The 13,175-nt window shown below is 61.4% G+C and carries 9 protein-coding genes; 5 read left to right on the top strand and 4 right to left on the bottom strand.

Annotation, left to right across the window (positions count from 1 at the left end; genetic code table 11):
* The first annotated feature begins 2 nt into the window (after positions 1 to 2).
* The 4 genes from LNV07_RS04040 (at position 3) to kdgR (ending at position 4,710) form a co-directional block, all read left to right on the top strand.
* Positions 3 to 1,322: an ABC transporter substrate-binding protein gene (locus tag LNV07_RS04040; protein ID WP_263569897.1), complete on the top strand. Its 1,320-nt coding sequence runs from the start codon at positions 3 to 5 to the stop codon at positions 1,320 to 1,322.
* 169 nt (positions 1,323 to 1,491) lie between these two features.
* Entirely contained in the window at positions 1,492 to 2,655 is a 1,164-nt protein-coding gene (locus LNV07_RS04035; RefSeq protein WP_263569896.1) for an oligogalacturonate lyase family protein, read from the top strand.
* 3 nt (positions 2,656 to 2,658) lie between these two features.
* Positions 2,659 to 3,801 carry a pectinesterase family protein gene (locus tag LNV07_RS04030; RefSeq protein WP_263569895.1) on the top strand — a complete coding sequence of 381 codons (1,143 nt, stop codon included), beginning with the start codon at positions 2,659 to 2,661 and terminating at the stop codon, positions 3,799 to 3,801.
* 108 nt (positions 3,802 to 3,909) lie between these two features.
* On the top strand, positions 3,910 to 4,710 hold the full coding sequence (gene kdgR / locus LNV07_RS04025; protein WP_263569894.1) for a DNA-binding transcriptional regulator KdgR: 801 nt from the start codon (positions 3,910 to 3,912) through the stop codon (positions 4,708 to 4,710).
* Between the two features lie 767 nt (positions 4,711 to 5,477).
* Here the strand turns inward: kdgR and LNV07_RS04020 are convergent.
* The 4 genes from LNV07_RS04020 to LNV07_RS04005 form a co-directional block, all read right to left on the bottom strand.
* Positions 5,478 to 7,166: a rhamnogalacturonan lyase B N-terminal domain-containing protein gene (locus LNV07_RS04020; RefSeq protein ID WP_263569893.1), complete on the bottom strand. Its 1,689-nt coding sequence runs from the start codon at positions 7,164 to 7,166 to the stop codon at positions 5,478 to 5,480.
* A gap of 26 nt (positions 7,167 to 7,192) precedes the next feature.
* Positions 7,193 to 7,873 carry a hypothetical protein gene (locus LNV07_RS04015; protein WP_263569892.1) on the bottom strand — a complete coding sequence of 227 codons (681 nt, stop codon included), beginning with the start codon at positions 7,871 to 7,873 and terminating at the stop codon, positions 7,193 to 7,195.
* Positions 7,874 to 7,914: 41 nt separating this feature from the next.
* Entirely contained in the window at positions 7,915 to 9,732 is a 1,818-nt protein-coding gene (locus LNV07_RS04010; protein ID WP_263569891.1) for a rhamnogalacturonan lyase B N-terminal domain-containing protein, read from the bottom strand.
* A 204-nt stretch (positions 9,733 to 9,936) separates the two neighbouring features.
* Positions 9,937 to 11,595 (bottom strand): rhamnogalacturonan acetylesterase, encoded by a 1,659-nt coding sequence (locus tag LNV07_RS04005; RefSeq protein WP_263569890.1) that lies wholly within the window; start codon positions 11,593 to 11,595, stop codon positions 9,937 to 9,939.
* Positions 11,596 to 11,774: 179 nt separating this feature from the next.
* Between LNV07_RS04005 and LNV07_RS04000 the strand changes: the two genes are divergently transcribed.
* Positions 11,775 to 13,169, top strand: coding sequence for a TolB-like translocation protein (locus LNV07_RS04000; RefSeq protein ID WP_263569889.1), 1,395 nt, complete (start codon positions 11,775 to 11,777; stop codon positions 13,167 to 13,169).
* The last annotated feature ends 6 nt before the right edge of the window (positions 13,170 to 13,175 follow it).

The raw sequence follows: 13,175 nt of genomic DNA, 5'->3' as shown, positions 1-13,175 counted from the left end.
ATATGAGTCTATTTGAACGACGCCGTTCGCTGTTCGCGCTGGCCGCCGCCAGTTTGGTAGCTTTGGCCAACGCCCCGGCAAATGCCGCCGATACTGCCAAGCCCACCGTTTTGCGATTCGCCTGGTGGGGCGGTGGAGCGCGCCATCAGGCCACGCTCAAAGCTATTGCCGCCTTTGAGCGCCAGAACCCCGGCCTCAAGATCAAGGCCGAATACATGGGCTTTAACGGTTATCTGGAACGTTTGACGACCCAGATCGCCGGCGGGTCCGAGCCCGACGTGATGCAGATCAACTGGGCCTGGATGGCCATGTTCTCCAAGCGCGGCACAGGCTTTACCGATCTGAATCAATACAAACATGTCTTGGCGCTGGATCAGTTCACACCTCAAGACCTGAGCATGGGCATCGTGGCGGGCAAGCTCAATGCGCTGCCGGTGGGCTATAGCGCCAGAGTGTTCTTATGGAATCAGGCGGCGTTCGATCGCGCTGGCTTGCCCCTGCCCAAGACCTGGGACGAGTTGTTTGCCGCCGGTGCGGTATTCAAGCAAAAGCTCGGGCCCAATGCCTATCCTTTGGACGGCGAGCTGTACGACATGATTTTGCTGTCGCAGGCCTATGTGCATCAAAAGCATGGCATGGCTTATCTCGACCCCAAGCAGCCGCGCGTGGCCATGAGCCCGGCGGCGGCGCTGGAATGGGTGCAGACCTATAAGCGCCTGGTGGATGGTCACACAGCCACACCGCTGCCGCTGCGCGCCAGCCTGGGCGGCGCCGAGAAGGCCACCGAACAGCAGCAGGATTGGGTGGTCGGCAACTGGGCCGGCAACTACACCTGGGACAGTGCGATCTCCTTGCGCGCCAGCACGCTGGACAGTCAGCAGAAATTGGCTTTGGGCGAGTTTCCGACGCTGCCCGGTGCCGCCAACAGCGGCATGTTTGGCCGACCCTCTTTGATGTTCGCGGTCGGGCGCAATAGCAAACAACCGGAATTGGCGGCCCGCTTTGTCAACTTCATGCTGACCGACCCCGAGGCTGCGTTGATTCTCGGCAAGACCCGTGGTGTGCCCGGCGCGCAGCGGCAGTTTGACTTGCTGCAGCGCGAGAAGGCGCTGCCCGCGCTGGAGTTGCAGGCCGATGCGCAGATCAAGGCGCAAAAGCTTGCCGGCCGAATCGAGCTGCCGGCGCCGCTGTTCGAGCATGCTCGCATGCAAAAGTTCATGCGCGAAGTGTTCGAGACAGTCGCTTATGGCAAGACCACGGACGCAGAAGCTGCAAAACGCCTGGTCGAAGAAGGTAATGCCTTACTTAAGCGTATCAAGTAGTTGCAGGCAAGGAAGAAATACGAGAGAGGGCCGAAGAGCCGGAGAAGGAACTGAACGGCGGGCAATCAGCCCCAACCGTCTATGGTCTCCATCCTCAGCCTGCCGCTGAGGGTGGCCCATTTTTCTTGAATTACCCGATGTGCCGAGCAGGCAAAGAAGAGCAATCACCATGAGCAAATCAACGCAGCGACAAATGCAATTCGTCTCCCGCCAGGACCCCGACACCGGTGCCAAAGTGACCCGGTTGACGCCCTTGGACGTGACCTGCCATCGCAATTATTTCTACCAAAAATGCTTTACCAATGACGGCAGCAAGCTTATCTTTGGCGCGGAGTTCGGCCCCTTGCCCAGCCCCAACTGGAACTACCACCTGCTCGATCTGCAGACGCAGGTCGCGACTCAGTTGACCGACCAGGCAGGTGAAAACACCTTCGGCGGTTTCCTGAGCCCGGACGACAAATATCTGTACTTTGTGCGCGCCGAGCGGCAACTGATCCGCCTGCATCTGAGCGATCTGAGCGAAGACATCGCCTACACCGTGCCCGCCGGCTGGGTCGGCTATGGCACTTGGGTATCGAATAGCAGTTGCACCCAGATGGTCGGCATTGAGATCCATGCCGATGACTGGTTCCCGTTAAGTGACTGGCAGAAGTTCCACGAGATGTTCCACAAAAAGCCGCGCTGCCGGCTGATCCGCATCGACCTGGCGACCGGCGCGCGCGAGGTGATTCTGGAAAAAGACGGCTGGCTCGGCCATCCGCAGTACCGCCCGTTTGACGACAACACGGTCGCCTATTGCCATGAAGGGCCGCATGACTTGATCGACGCGCGCATGTGGTTCATCAATGAGGACGGCAGCCATATGCGCTGCGGCAAGACGCATGAAAAGGGTGAGAGCATCACCCATGAGTTCTGGGTGCCGGACGGCTCGCAGATGATTTTTGTGTCTTATCTTGAAGGCCAGACCGATCGCTGGATCTGCACGCTGGACCCGGTCACGCTTGTCTCGCGGCGCATCACGGCCATGCCGCCTTGCTCGCATTTAATGAGTAACTTCGACGGCACGCTGCTGGTTGGTGACGGCAGTGGCTCGCCGGTCGACGTGGCCAATGCCAGCGGCCACGAGATCAAGAACGACCCCTATCTGCACCTGTTCGATTTGAAGACCGGTACGCGCCGCACCATCGCAAGGCATGACAGCAGCTGGCGCGTCTACAAGGGCAATCGTCAGGTGACCCATCCGCACCCCAGCTTCACGCCGGATCAAAAACAGGTCTTGTTCAGCTCCGACGCCGAGGGTGAGCCGGCGCTGTATTTGGCCGACTTGGGCTGAACCATGCTTGCTTGGCTGCCGTTGTCATTGCTGCTGATATTGGCTGCCAGCCCTTTGCTGGCGCAGCCCAGGCCGCAGCTGAGCGAGGCCCAGGCGCGCGCGTATCAAGTCACTGACTACTTGGGTGACTGGCGGCCGCAATCCTTGACGGACCCGGCGCAATGGCCGGCCGACCTGGTGGTGGCTGCCGACGGCAGTGGCACCCACCGCACGCTTCAAGCGGCGATCGATGCCTTGCCGTCCAAACAAGACAACCAAGCCCGGCATTTCATTCGCCTGCGAGCCGGCGTCTACCGCGAGGCCGTCTGCATTCAAGACAAAGCGCCGCTGACCTTGTATGGCGACCCGTCCGATGCTGCGGCGGTGACCCTGGTCGCCGGGCATTACAGCGCAGAGCCCAAGCGCGCCGGTTTTGACGCGGCCAATCGCTGCCAGCCCAATTTGGCGGCCGCCACCTATGGCACCTCGGGCAGCGCCACGCTGGCCTTGTTCAGCGACGATGTGCAGCTGGCACACCTAAGCATTGCCAACGATGCGATGGACGGCGTGCGTGCCGGTGCGGGCTACCCGGCCCAAGTCGGCGAAACTGGCGGCGCGCAAGCGGTTGCGTTGATGACCCGTGGCGACCGGCTGCAATTGCAGAGCGTACGCTTACTCGGCCATCAAGACACCTTCTACGCCGCAGCCAAAGGCAGCGCGCCGGTCAGCCGGGTCTGGGTCTATCGGAGTTTGATTGCCGGTGACGTGGACTTTGTGTTCGGCGATGCCCAATTGGTGATCGAGGAATCCGAAATTCTCAGCCGCTCTGGGCGGCGCAGCCCCGATGAAATTGGCAAGGGCGGCATCGTGTTGGCGCCCAGCACATCGGCGGCTCGGTCACATGGTTTTTTGGTGTTGCGCAGTCGCTTTATGGCCGAACCGGGCCTGCAGGCTGGCTCGGTGGCGATTGGGCGCGCTTGGGATCAATCGGTGCCCAAAGGGGCTTGGACGGCGGGAGTCTCGCCGAACGGGCAGGCGCTGGTGCGCGAGAGCCAAATGGGTACGCATATCGGCCCCTGGACGGCTTCAACATCGCGGCGCCCCTTTTCGGCCAGCGGTGATCAAGCCAATCGCCTGTTCGAATACCGCAACCAAACTTTGCCCTAGGTCTCCTCCCGTCACGGCCTTCGATTGGGGCAAGCCAGCATGGGCTTCTTGACCAAGTCGGGGATAATTCAATTCAAGTGAAACGCTTTACCAAGGCATTTGGAACAAATGGATGATGACTCAAATGATGCCAAGCAGCCGGAGTCGGTTGCCGCAGTACTGAAGGTTTTTGCGATCCTGCAGGCCTTGTCGGAACGCAGCGAGACCGGCATTTCTGATCTGTCGGTCCGTTTGGCCATGCCCAAGGCGACCGTCTATCGTTTCTTGCAGACCATGTTGACGCTGGGTTATGTTCAACAGCAAGCCGACAGCGAGCGCTATGGCTTGACCATGCGCATGTTCGAATTGGGCGCCAAGGCCTTGCAGTACCCGGACTTGGTCGACTTGGCCAAACACCACATGCAAATGCTGGCCGATAAGACCGGGGAAACGGTCCACCTGGGCACCTTGATCGACAGCGAGATCATCTATGTGCACAAGATCGATTCGCGCCACACCCTGGGCATGTACTCCAAGGTCGGGCGCCGCGCGCCTCTGCACAACACCGCCATCGGCAAAGTGCTGATGGCCTGGGAGCATCCGGAGCGGCGTGACCGCATCCTCGACGGCGCAGAGTTCAAACGCTTTCGCGACAAAACGATTGTTGACCGGCAGGCGTTTTTGGTCGAGTTGGAGCGCGTCAAGGCACAAGGGTTTGGCGAAGACCGGGAAGAATTCGATGAGCACATCCGCTGCCTGGGTATCCCGATTTTTGACCGACTGAGCCAGCCGATTGCCGGCATGAGCGTTTCGTTTCCGACCTTTCGCTATGACGAGGAAAAGGCGCCGGAAATCATTGCGATGCTGACTGCGGCCAGTCGCGATATCTCCAGCAAATTGGGTTGCACCAAGTTCCCGCTGGACCGGTAAGGTCGCTCGATTGCCTGGGATGCTGTCATTGCCGGAGTCCACGCCTGCGGGCCATGGTCTTTCACCCGAATAGCTCTGCTCGGCGCTCTTGCGCGCGGTCGACTGACAGCCCCGGTACCAGTCTGCTGCGGCTGGGCGGCGAGGGCAGTTGGTCGAACACGCCGACGGTGACCTACCAGCCGGTCACGGGCGACCGCTTCACCCAATCGCTGCGGCTGCCGGTGCCGTAGGCGGCCGTGATTTAGCTTATTCAGGGCAGCTGGCTGGTGCAAACTGGCCGGGACCTTGAGGCCGCATCACCGCCCGTAAGCCGACGTTGACCAAAACGGTCGGCGAACCGAAGGTCAGCTTTGCGGCGCCTGTTCGAACTGTCGGCCTGTAGCAGGCCGGGACATTTCGAGGGCACTGACTGCGCGGCAACTCGGTGCCAACATGTGACGGTCGACATGGCCAACTGGAAGTTGGCACTGCCGCGATAGCCGATTAGTGCGTGTGACTGGTTTCCCGAAAGGTAAGACTGTGGAATTTGAAGGGATCAGTCCCCCTTTGGGCGCTCAAAAAATTTCAATACTATGAGAACTTTGCTCATTCCGGCAATCCGGCCTTGTGCCACTCGGGCAGATATTGCTCGTTGTAGTACTTGACCTATGCGGAGCCCTCAGAGCCTTTGAGTTTGTGAGCACCGTCTTTTCGCGCGCCGGCCGGTTTGCGTGCCGCCCCAAGCGACTGGCCCGCTCAGATTGAGGCGGGCAGCTGAGGCTTTTCGTTCAAGGTGTTCTGATCAAGTCCACTGCATCAATGGCATAACCGGGGCTCAGGAATTTTGTGCCTGCCGTGCCGCTGATGGGGAAGAGGGTGACGGTGTTTTGACCCACCACCAGTTCCGAGGCCGGAATGTCAAAGGTATACATCGCGTTATTGCCGCGATAGGTCCCAATCGTCAGGCTGCGGCTTTTGGGTTGAGTGGAGGAGGCGGGGCTGCCAGAGGCCCACCCATTGACCTGCACCCGGGGGCGAGCGCCGTTGTAGGCTGCGGTGATGCCCACGCGCAAGCGGTAGGGCAAGGCCTGGCCGCGCCGCAGATTGAACTTGATGTTGATATTGCCGTTGATATCTTTCCACTGGTAGGCGGGGAAGCCGCTGCCGGCTTGCGAGCTGCCGATGATGTAGTCGGGCACGACCCAGTTGCTCATGCGGACGTCCGACGGATGCATGGTGCTGAGTTTGTCGCCGTTGACGAACTCCAGCGGCGTGCCGTCCCAGTTGCCGATGCGCCAGAGCGCCGCGCTGCTGCTCGGGTCGGCCGTGATGACCAGTGGGTTGAGCGCGTAACTGGTGTTGGCGGTCACGGTGACGCTGCGCGTGTCAACCGCCAGCTCGTTTTTGTACACCGTCATGGTGTAGACGCCGGGCAGCATGTCCGATTTGCTGAAATGTCCGTCCACCGCATCGGCCTTCGTCCAGTATTGGGCTGCGGCATTGGCAAAACCGACGGTGTAGTTGTAGTTGCTGTCGCGCCCGCTCAGGCCAGCGACCGTCACGGCGCCCCGGTCTATCGGCGCCACATAGCCGATCAACCCCATATCGGCGACCCAGCTCATATCGGGCAGCGACGGTGCGCTGCCATTGGTGAGAAGCAAGGCGTAGGGGCCGCTCAGACCCATGCGAAACGCCTCGGTCTGGTTATGCCCCGAGTTCATATAGTTGTAGAGCTCGGTATTGCCGCCGCTCTGGTTCTGGATGTCGCGGAAGAAGGGGCCGCCGGAGGCACGCTCGCGCTTGTCGTAAAGCATGAAGATGCCGACGCCCGCGCCGGTCACGCCGCGCACCGAGTAATCGATGGCGCGCTGATTGCCAAAATACTTGGATCGCGTTTGCCCCTGATTGGCTCCGCTATTGAAGCCGAAGATATCCGAGCTTTCGATCGCGCCGGTGGTGCCGATCAAACTCGATTCGATCGGCACGCCGGTCAAGACGCTGGCATTCAGACGTGAAATCCAGCGGAATTCACCCACCGTGGGTTCGGCCGTGATGTGGGTCGCCATATAGATATTTGGGTCGCCATTTTTGACCATGTAGTAATGGGTCAAATTGCCATCGGCGCTGACGACGCTGACGGTGACTTTGATGAAATTGCTATTGACGACGGCGGCGTCAATCGCGACGGCCGTGGTCCCGGTACCGGGTTTTTGGTAGATCCAATCAAAGCCGCTGGCAATTTGCGAGCCGCGCGACGGGTCTTGGATTTCAATGCCATTGAACTTGAGGCTGGCAATATCGCCGGGCGAGGTGGTGGAGCCGCTGTCGATGCGGCGAATCTTGAAGACGGTGCCGGCGCCGGTGTCGATGGTGTGAAACGACGCGTCGGAACTGAGGCCGAAGGCCGCATAGCTGTTGCCGGCGTTCAGCAAGGCGAGCAGCAGCAGGCTTGCCAGGCGAAATTTGGTGTTTGTCATTTGAATCTCCGTTCAGCTGATTTGGTTTATTTCGCCGATTTGGCTGATTGACGCCTTGTTGCCAAGCAGCCCAGGCCGGCCAGCGCAGCCAAAACCGCAGAGCTTGGCTCCGGCACCGAGAAGGCCCGCACGGAATCCAGCGCCGGCGCGCTGAACCTGGTGATGTTCGTGTTGTTGTCGCTCGAGAAGGCGTAGTAGCGCACTTCGTCGAAACCGGCCGCGTCGCTCAGACCAATCACGCCGCCGACGCCGGCCGGGCCCAGATTGAAATTGCCCGAGCCGGTCTTGACCGAATCATTGAAGGTCTGCCAGAAACCAAAAATATCCAGGTATCCGGAATCGACCGCAAACTCGATCGCCGTCAGATCACGCAGTGTGGACTTGATGCTGATGTAGGCGCCGAGGCCGTCGGTGCCCATGTAGTTGCCGCTGAAGGCGGCGCTGAAGTTATCGCCCGGATTGGCTTCGCAATTGACACCGGCGAAACCGCAGCCGCCGTTGTCTTCCGAGCCGACAAAGCCGAACAAGAGACCACCCTCACTGTATTGATTGGCCAGCAGGGTGTTGCCGTCAAAATTCGCCGCATATTGCGCCGGATAGTTGAGAGCCGAGCCGGCCCCGAACGTTTGAACGACGCCGGCCGCGGCCGACAAGCTGGCGGCCGACAAGGCCAGGGTGAGCAAGGCGGAAACAGTAGTTTTTTTCATGATGGTCTTGTGAGTGCAAATTGCAAATAGGAGAGGTGGGGTCACTGCGGGGTTCTGATCAGGTCGACCGCGTCATAAGCAATCCCTGGGCTGAGGAATTTGCTGCCGCTGGTGCCGCTGACCGGAGAAATGCTGATGACGTTCTCGCCCACCACCAACTCGCTGGCGGGGATATTGAATTGATACATCCGGTTGACGCCCCGGTAGGTGCCGACCGTCAGATTGCGTGAAACTTTCGGCGTGGCGGGCGGGATCGCCGAGCTCCAGCCATTGACCTTGATCTGAGGCCGGGCGCCACCCATTTCGGCGGTGGTGCCCACGCGCACCGTGTAAGGCAGGGTCTGGCCACGGCGCAGCGTGAACTTGATCTTGACGATACCGTTGTAGTCCTTCCACTGGTAGGCAGCAAATCCGGTCGCGGGGCTGGATTTGCCCACCACATAGTCCGGAACTATCCAGGGGCTCAGGCGCACATCGGACGGGTGCATGGTGGTCAGCTTGTCACCATTGATGAACTCGTGCGGCGTGCCGTCCCAGCTGCCGATGCGCCACAGTGCGAGCGCCGAGTCGGGGTCGCCGGTGATGGCGATGGCGGGCAAAGCGGTGACCTGCTCGGCCGTCACGCTGATATTGCGCTGGTCGACGGCGATCTCGTTCTTGTAGATCGTCATCAGATAGTCGCCTGGCCGCATTCCCTCGCTGCTGAAACTCCCGTCGACGGGGTCGGCGTCGGCCCAGTATTGCGCCTGGGCATTGGCGAAGCCGGCGGTGTAGCTTGCACTGGACGAGCGGCCGCTCAAGCCGGCCACAGCCACCGCGCCACGTTGCAGCGGGCCGGCGTAGCCGAGCAGATTGAGCTTGCTGAACCAACTGGTGTCGGGCGCGCTGGGCGTCTGGCCGTTGGTGAACATCAAGGTGTAGCTGTTCAGCAGATTGAATCTGTAGGCTTCGGTCTGTGCTTCGCCGTAGTTGACGATATAGGTCAGCTCATTGGTGGTGGCGGTGATTTGATTCAGCAGGCTGCGATAAAAAGGCCCGCCGGAATTGCCCTCGTTGTTATCGCGCATGATCCAGAGGCCGACGTTATTGCCGGTCCCGCCGATATAGGACCAATCCTTCAGCCGCATATTCGAGTAATGTTTGGAGCGCGACTGGCCATAACGGGCGTCGGTGCTGGCGAAACCGAAGACATCGCTGGCCTCGATCGCGCCGCTGGTGCCGCGCAAATCATCGGGCCAATAGCCATCGGGACTCAGGCCTCCGGGCGTGCCGGCCGCCGTGCCATTTGGCAAGACGCCGATCGGCACCCGCACGATATAGCGAACCAAATTGAGCGTATCGGGCTCGGCAGTGAAATACGTGCCCATATAGATATTGGGCTCGCCCTGCTTGACCATATAGTAATGAGTCAACACACCGCCGGCCAGATTGTCACTGGTCAGGGTGATTTTGACATAGTCATTGCCGCTGACCACGCCGCCATTTGCATTGCTGGCCGGTGTTGCGTTGCCGGCTGCATCGACCAGCTCGGCTTTTACGCCCACTGCCGAGATACCCTTGTACAGAAAATCGGCGCCGCTATTGAGCTGGGTGCCGCGGGTCTGATCGGTATATTGAATACCGTTGTAAATAAGGCTGGAAATATCGCCAGCCGACTGTGTGCTGACTTTATTGTCATAGCCGCGCACTTTGAACACCAGGCCCGCATTGGTGTCGACGGTGTACATCGGCTTGGCGGGGTCGCCACCGTCGTGGTTGGTGGTGATACTGAGCGCTGCATGGGCGGCGCCTGACATACCCATAGACGCGGCCATGAGGCTCAGGCCCGACAGGTATGTCAGAATTTTTTGTTGATGCAATTTTGTCTCCGAAATTTATGTATTTCGCGCTTCGCTCGTTGGCGAATTCAGCGCAAAACAATTTACATCTGGAGACGATTTTCGGGCGCTCAATACTTTGATTGTTTGGCGCTCTAATATCCTAGAAATTGGTTTTGAATAATGCCAGCTTAGGGGCGCGGCAAGCCGGGAAAACCCGCCTCACCCCTTGTTTGAAGGGGCGGTTCAGAGCCCTGTGGAGGGTTTTGAAAAATAGGGCTCGAACGGGCTGCCGGGGAGTTTTCCCAAACCATCGGCAAGGCGGGCGGCGTTGAAGCTGGCGCCCAACTCATTGGTATGGGTGCGGGCGTCGGAGAAGAACTCCTGCACTTTTGCCACGCCGACGGCTTTGTAGGCGTCGCTGATCAAGAGCGTCAGATCGATGAACTGGGCGCCGCCTTGCTTGGCCACTTGCTCGCCCCAGGCGGCGAATTGCTCGAAATCGCGGCCGTCGGCCCAGCGATCCTTGTGCGGAATCGGCGAAAGGATGACGACCGCCGCTCCCTTGGCGCGGGCGTCGGCGATGTAGCGAGCCAGGTACCAGCCGAAGCTGTGCACTTGCTCCTGGCTGCCATCGGGCTTGGTATCGGTAACGGTTTCCGGGCCGACGCCGGGCGCGGAGGCGCGGCCCTTCATGGCGGGGTCGCCGATGCGCCCGCCGTCGTTGTGGCCGAACTGGATCAGCACAAAGTCACCCGCCTTCAACTGGGCCACGACCGACTCCCAGCGGCCCTCGGTGAAAAAGGTGCGGCTGCTGCGCCCGCCGATGGCGTGGTTGACGAGATTGATGCGCCGGGTGTCGAAGAAGGGGTCCAGCCGCTCGCCCCAGCCATAGGCGCCATTCTGGCCGGCGCTGCGCACGGTCGAGTCGCCGACGATGTGCAGCGTCGGCAGGCTTGGATCGCGGGCGCTTTGCTTGGCCACCTTGGCGGCGTCGACGACCGGACGTTCATCAGCTTTTGCCGCGTAAAAGGTCGGCGGCAGCGCTTTGAGCCGCTGCAAGCCGGCCACTACCAGCTGCGCGTTGAGCGCGGCGCCGGCCCAGTTGGTGTGGGTGGATTCGTCCGGCGTGACCTGGGGGAAGAGCTGCATCACCGCCTCGCGGCCCAGCTCGTCGTAGCGTTGCGCGGCCAAGGCATTGAGGTCAATAAAGCCGACCTGCTCCTGGCGCGCCACTTCGGCGGCCCAGCCGGCGTAACCCTTGTCGGTCGAGCGGGTGATTTTTCCTTGCTCATCCCAGCGCTTGCGCGGCACCGGCGACAAGATCACCGGCGTGGCGCCGAGCGCGCGGATCTCGGCGATGTAGCGGCGCAGATAGGCGCCGTAGCTGTAGACGGTTTCTTTCTGCAGGGTCAGCAGGTTGTCGATTTCCTGACTCTCGGGGCCTACGCCTCTGAGCGTGCCGCGCGCGCGGCTGCTGTCGTTGATGGCGCTGGCGTCGTTGTGGCCGAACTGGATCAGCACGGTGTCGCCGGGCTTGATGAGGGCGGCGCTGCGCTGCCAATGGCCGCCGCTCAGATAGGTGCGGCTGCTCAAGCCGCCGATGGCGCGGTTGACCAGGTTGACTCGCGCCGGATCGAAAGCGGCGGCAATAGGTGTCCCCCAGCCCCACTGGCCTTCGGCGCCTTTGCCCTGGCCGTCGTCGCGGCCGTTGCGCACGGTCGAGTCGCCGATCAGCAGCAGGGTCGGCAGCTTGGGATTGGCGGGCAGGGGCAGCAGCAGCTCGGAGGTCTTGATCGGGTCGGTGTTGATGGCGGCTGGCAAGGGCGCCTGGGCCTGTGCGCTGGCCGCGACCAAGAGGCTGCAGAGCCAGCCGAATATGGATGTTGCAGACTTTGAGTTCATCGTCAGGAGGTAGGCGGGGCGGTGCGCGATGCTAGGCGCATTCACCGGCGCTGCGGCGCCAAGCTGGCAAAGACGCAAGATCGTGATCGATTCGGGGCGGTGGCTGGCGCGCCCCGTCATGCCCTTGCTTTGAGGGCTAGAGTCGGCCGGCTTCAATTCCACACCCAGCAGAAATTCCTATGCAACAAAAAAACACCGTGATCGCCGGCGCGCTCTTGTACGCCTCAATCTCTTGCGCCTTGCTGTGGCCCAGCCAAGACGCCGCCGCGCAGATCGGCAGCCGCTTCCCGTCCGAGCGCAAGGTCGTCATCGATCCGGTGACCGGCACGCCGCTGACCTTTCTGACCAGCCAGGCCAAGGGCGACTCCAAGATTTACCAGACCCATCCGCAATGGACGGCCGATGGCCAGTGGCTGGTGTTCCGCTCGAACCGGGTCGCCGGTGAGGCGATGGCGGTGCACGAGGCCACGGGCGTGCTGGTTCAGGTGACCGAAGGCGGCTATGCCGGCATGTTGAACCTCGGGCAGAGCAGCCAAACCCTGTACTTTTTGCGCCCTGTGCCCGGGGAAAAACCAGCCGATGGCAAGCCGAGCCCGCGTGCGATGCAGGCGGTGGTGGTCGATCTGGCCACCTTGTTCGCCGACAGCGCGGCCGGCAAATTGCAGCCCGCCGCCCATTACCAGCGCGTGATCGGCGAGTTGCCGGCCGAGCTTGAGGCCGGCGGCGACTCGGCGCTGGACGCCGACGAGCAGTGGCTGTATTTTCGCGTCGGCGCCAAACAGTCGGCTCCGCATCTGCCGCCCGGCAGCAAGATCGAGGCGGCCTTTGGCCCGCGCGGCATGGGCGCTGGCCCCACCGGCATTGGCAAGATCAGCGTCAAGACCGGCGAGTTCAAGCATGTGGTGTCGGTGCCCTTCCAGGTCGGTCATATCCAGACCAATACCTGGAAGCCGGGCGAGCTGATCTTCAGTTGGGAGACCGGCGGCAAGTCACCTCAGCGCACCTGGACCGTACAGTCCGACGGCAGTGGCCTGCGCCCGCTGTACCCCGAGTCCAGCCATGAATGGGTCACGCATGAGGCGGTGATCTCCAAAGATGAGGTGGCGCTGGCCATCATGGGCCACCGCCCCATTCCAGGCGTGCAGGTGGCAGGACCGGCCGACACCGAGGTCGGCGGCGCCAACCCGGGCCAAGAGGCGGCTTGGGGCAACGCCGGCACGCGCGAGAAACCGACCGGCCTGGCCATCGTCAATCTGCGCACACGCGAAATGACCATCGCCGGCCAGACGCCGTCCGGCAGTGGCCTCTGGCATGTGCATGGCTCGTCCGACGGGCGCTGGGCGGTCGGCGATGACTTCAGCCGTAGCATCTATCTGATCGACCGCAAGAGCCGCGAAATGATGTTGTTGAGCACCGGCCACAAGACCACCGCTCGCGACCATCCGCACCCGACCTTCAGCCCCGATGGCAAGAAGATCCAGATCCAGTCCGCCATGCTGGCCGAAGACGGCAAGTCCATGAACATCTGCATCGTGCCGGTACCCGAGTCTTGGCTGCAGGGCCAAGCGCAGTAAGACAGC

Origin of the sequence: Roseateles oligotrophus, assembly GCF_025717515.1 — a bacterium.
Classification (GTDB): domain Bacteria; phylum Pseudomonadota; class Gammaproteobacteria; order Burkholderiales; family Burkholderiaceae_C; genus Paucibacter_A; species Paucibacter_A oligotrophus.
This window is presented reverse-complemented; position numbering and strand designations above follow the sequence as displayed.

Coding starts and splice junctions, on each gene's coding strand:
- LNV07_RS04000 (WP_263569889.1), top strand. CDS start 11,775: ATGCAACAAAAAAACACCGTGATCGCCGGCGCGCTCTTGTACGCCTCA.
- kdgR (WP_263569894.1), top strand. CDS start 3,910: ATGGATGATGACTCAAATGATGCCAAGCAGCCGGAGTCGGTTGCCGCA.
- LNV07_RS04020 (WP_263569893.1), bottom strand. CDS start 7,166: ATGACAAACACCAAATTTCGCCTGGCAAGCCTGCTGCTGCTCGCCTTG.
- LNV07_RS04040 (WP_263569897.1), top strand. CDS start 3: ATGAGTCTATTTGAACGACGCCGTTCGCTGTTCGCGCTGGCCGCCGCC.
- LNV07_RS04035 (WP_263569896.1), top strand. CDS start 1,492: ATGAGCAAATCAACGCAGCGACAAATGCAATTCGTCTCCCGCCAGGAC.
- LNV07_RS04005 (WP_263569890.1), bottom strand. CDS start 11,595: ATGAACTCAAAGTCTGCAACATCCATATTCGGCTGGCTCTGCAGCCTC.
- LNV07_RS04030 (WP_263569895.1), top strand. CDS start 2,659: ATGCTTGCTTGGCTGCCGTTGTCATTGCTGCTGATATTGGCTGCCAGC.
- LNV07_RS04015 (WP_263569892.1), bottom strand. CDS start 7,873: ATGAAAAAAACTACTGTTTCCGCCTTGCTCACCCTGGCCTTGTCGGCC.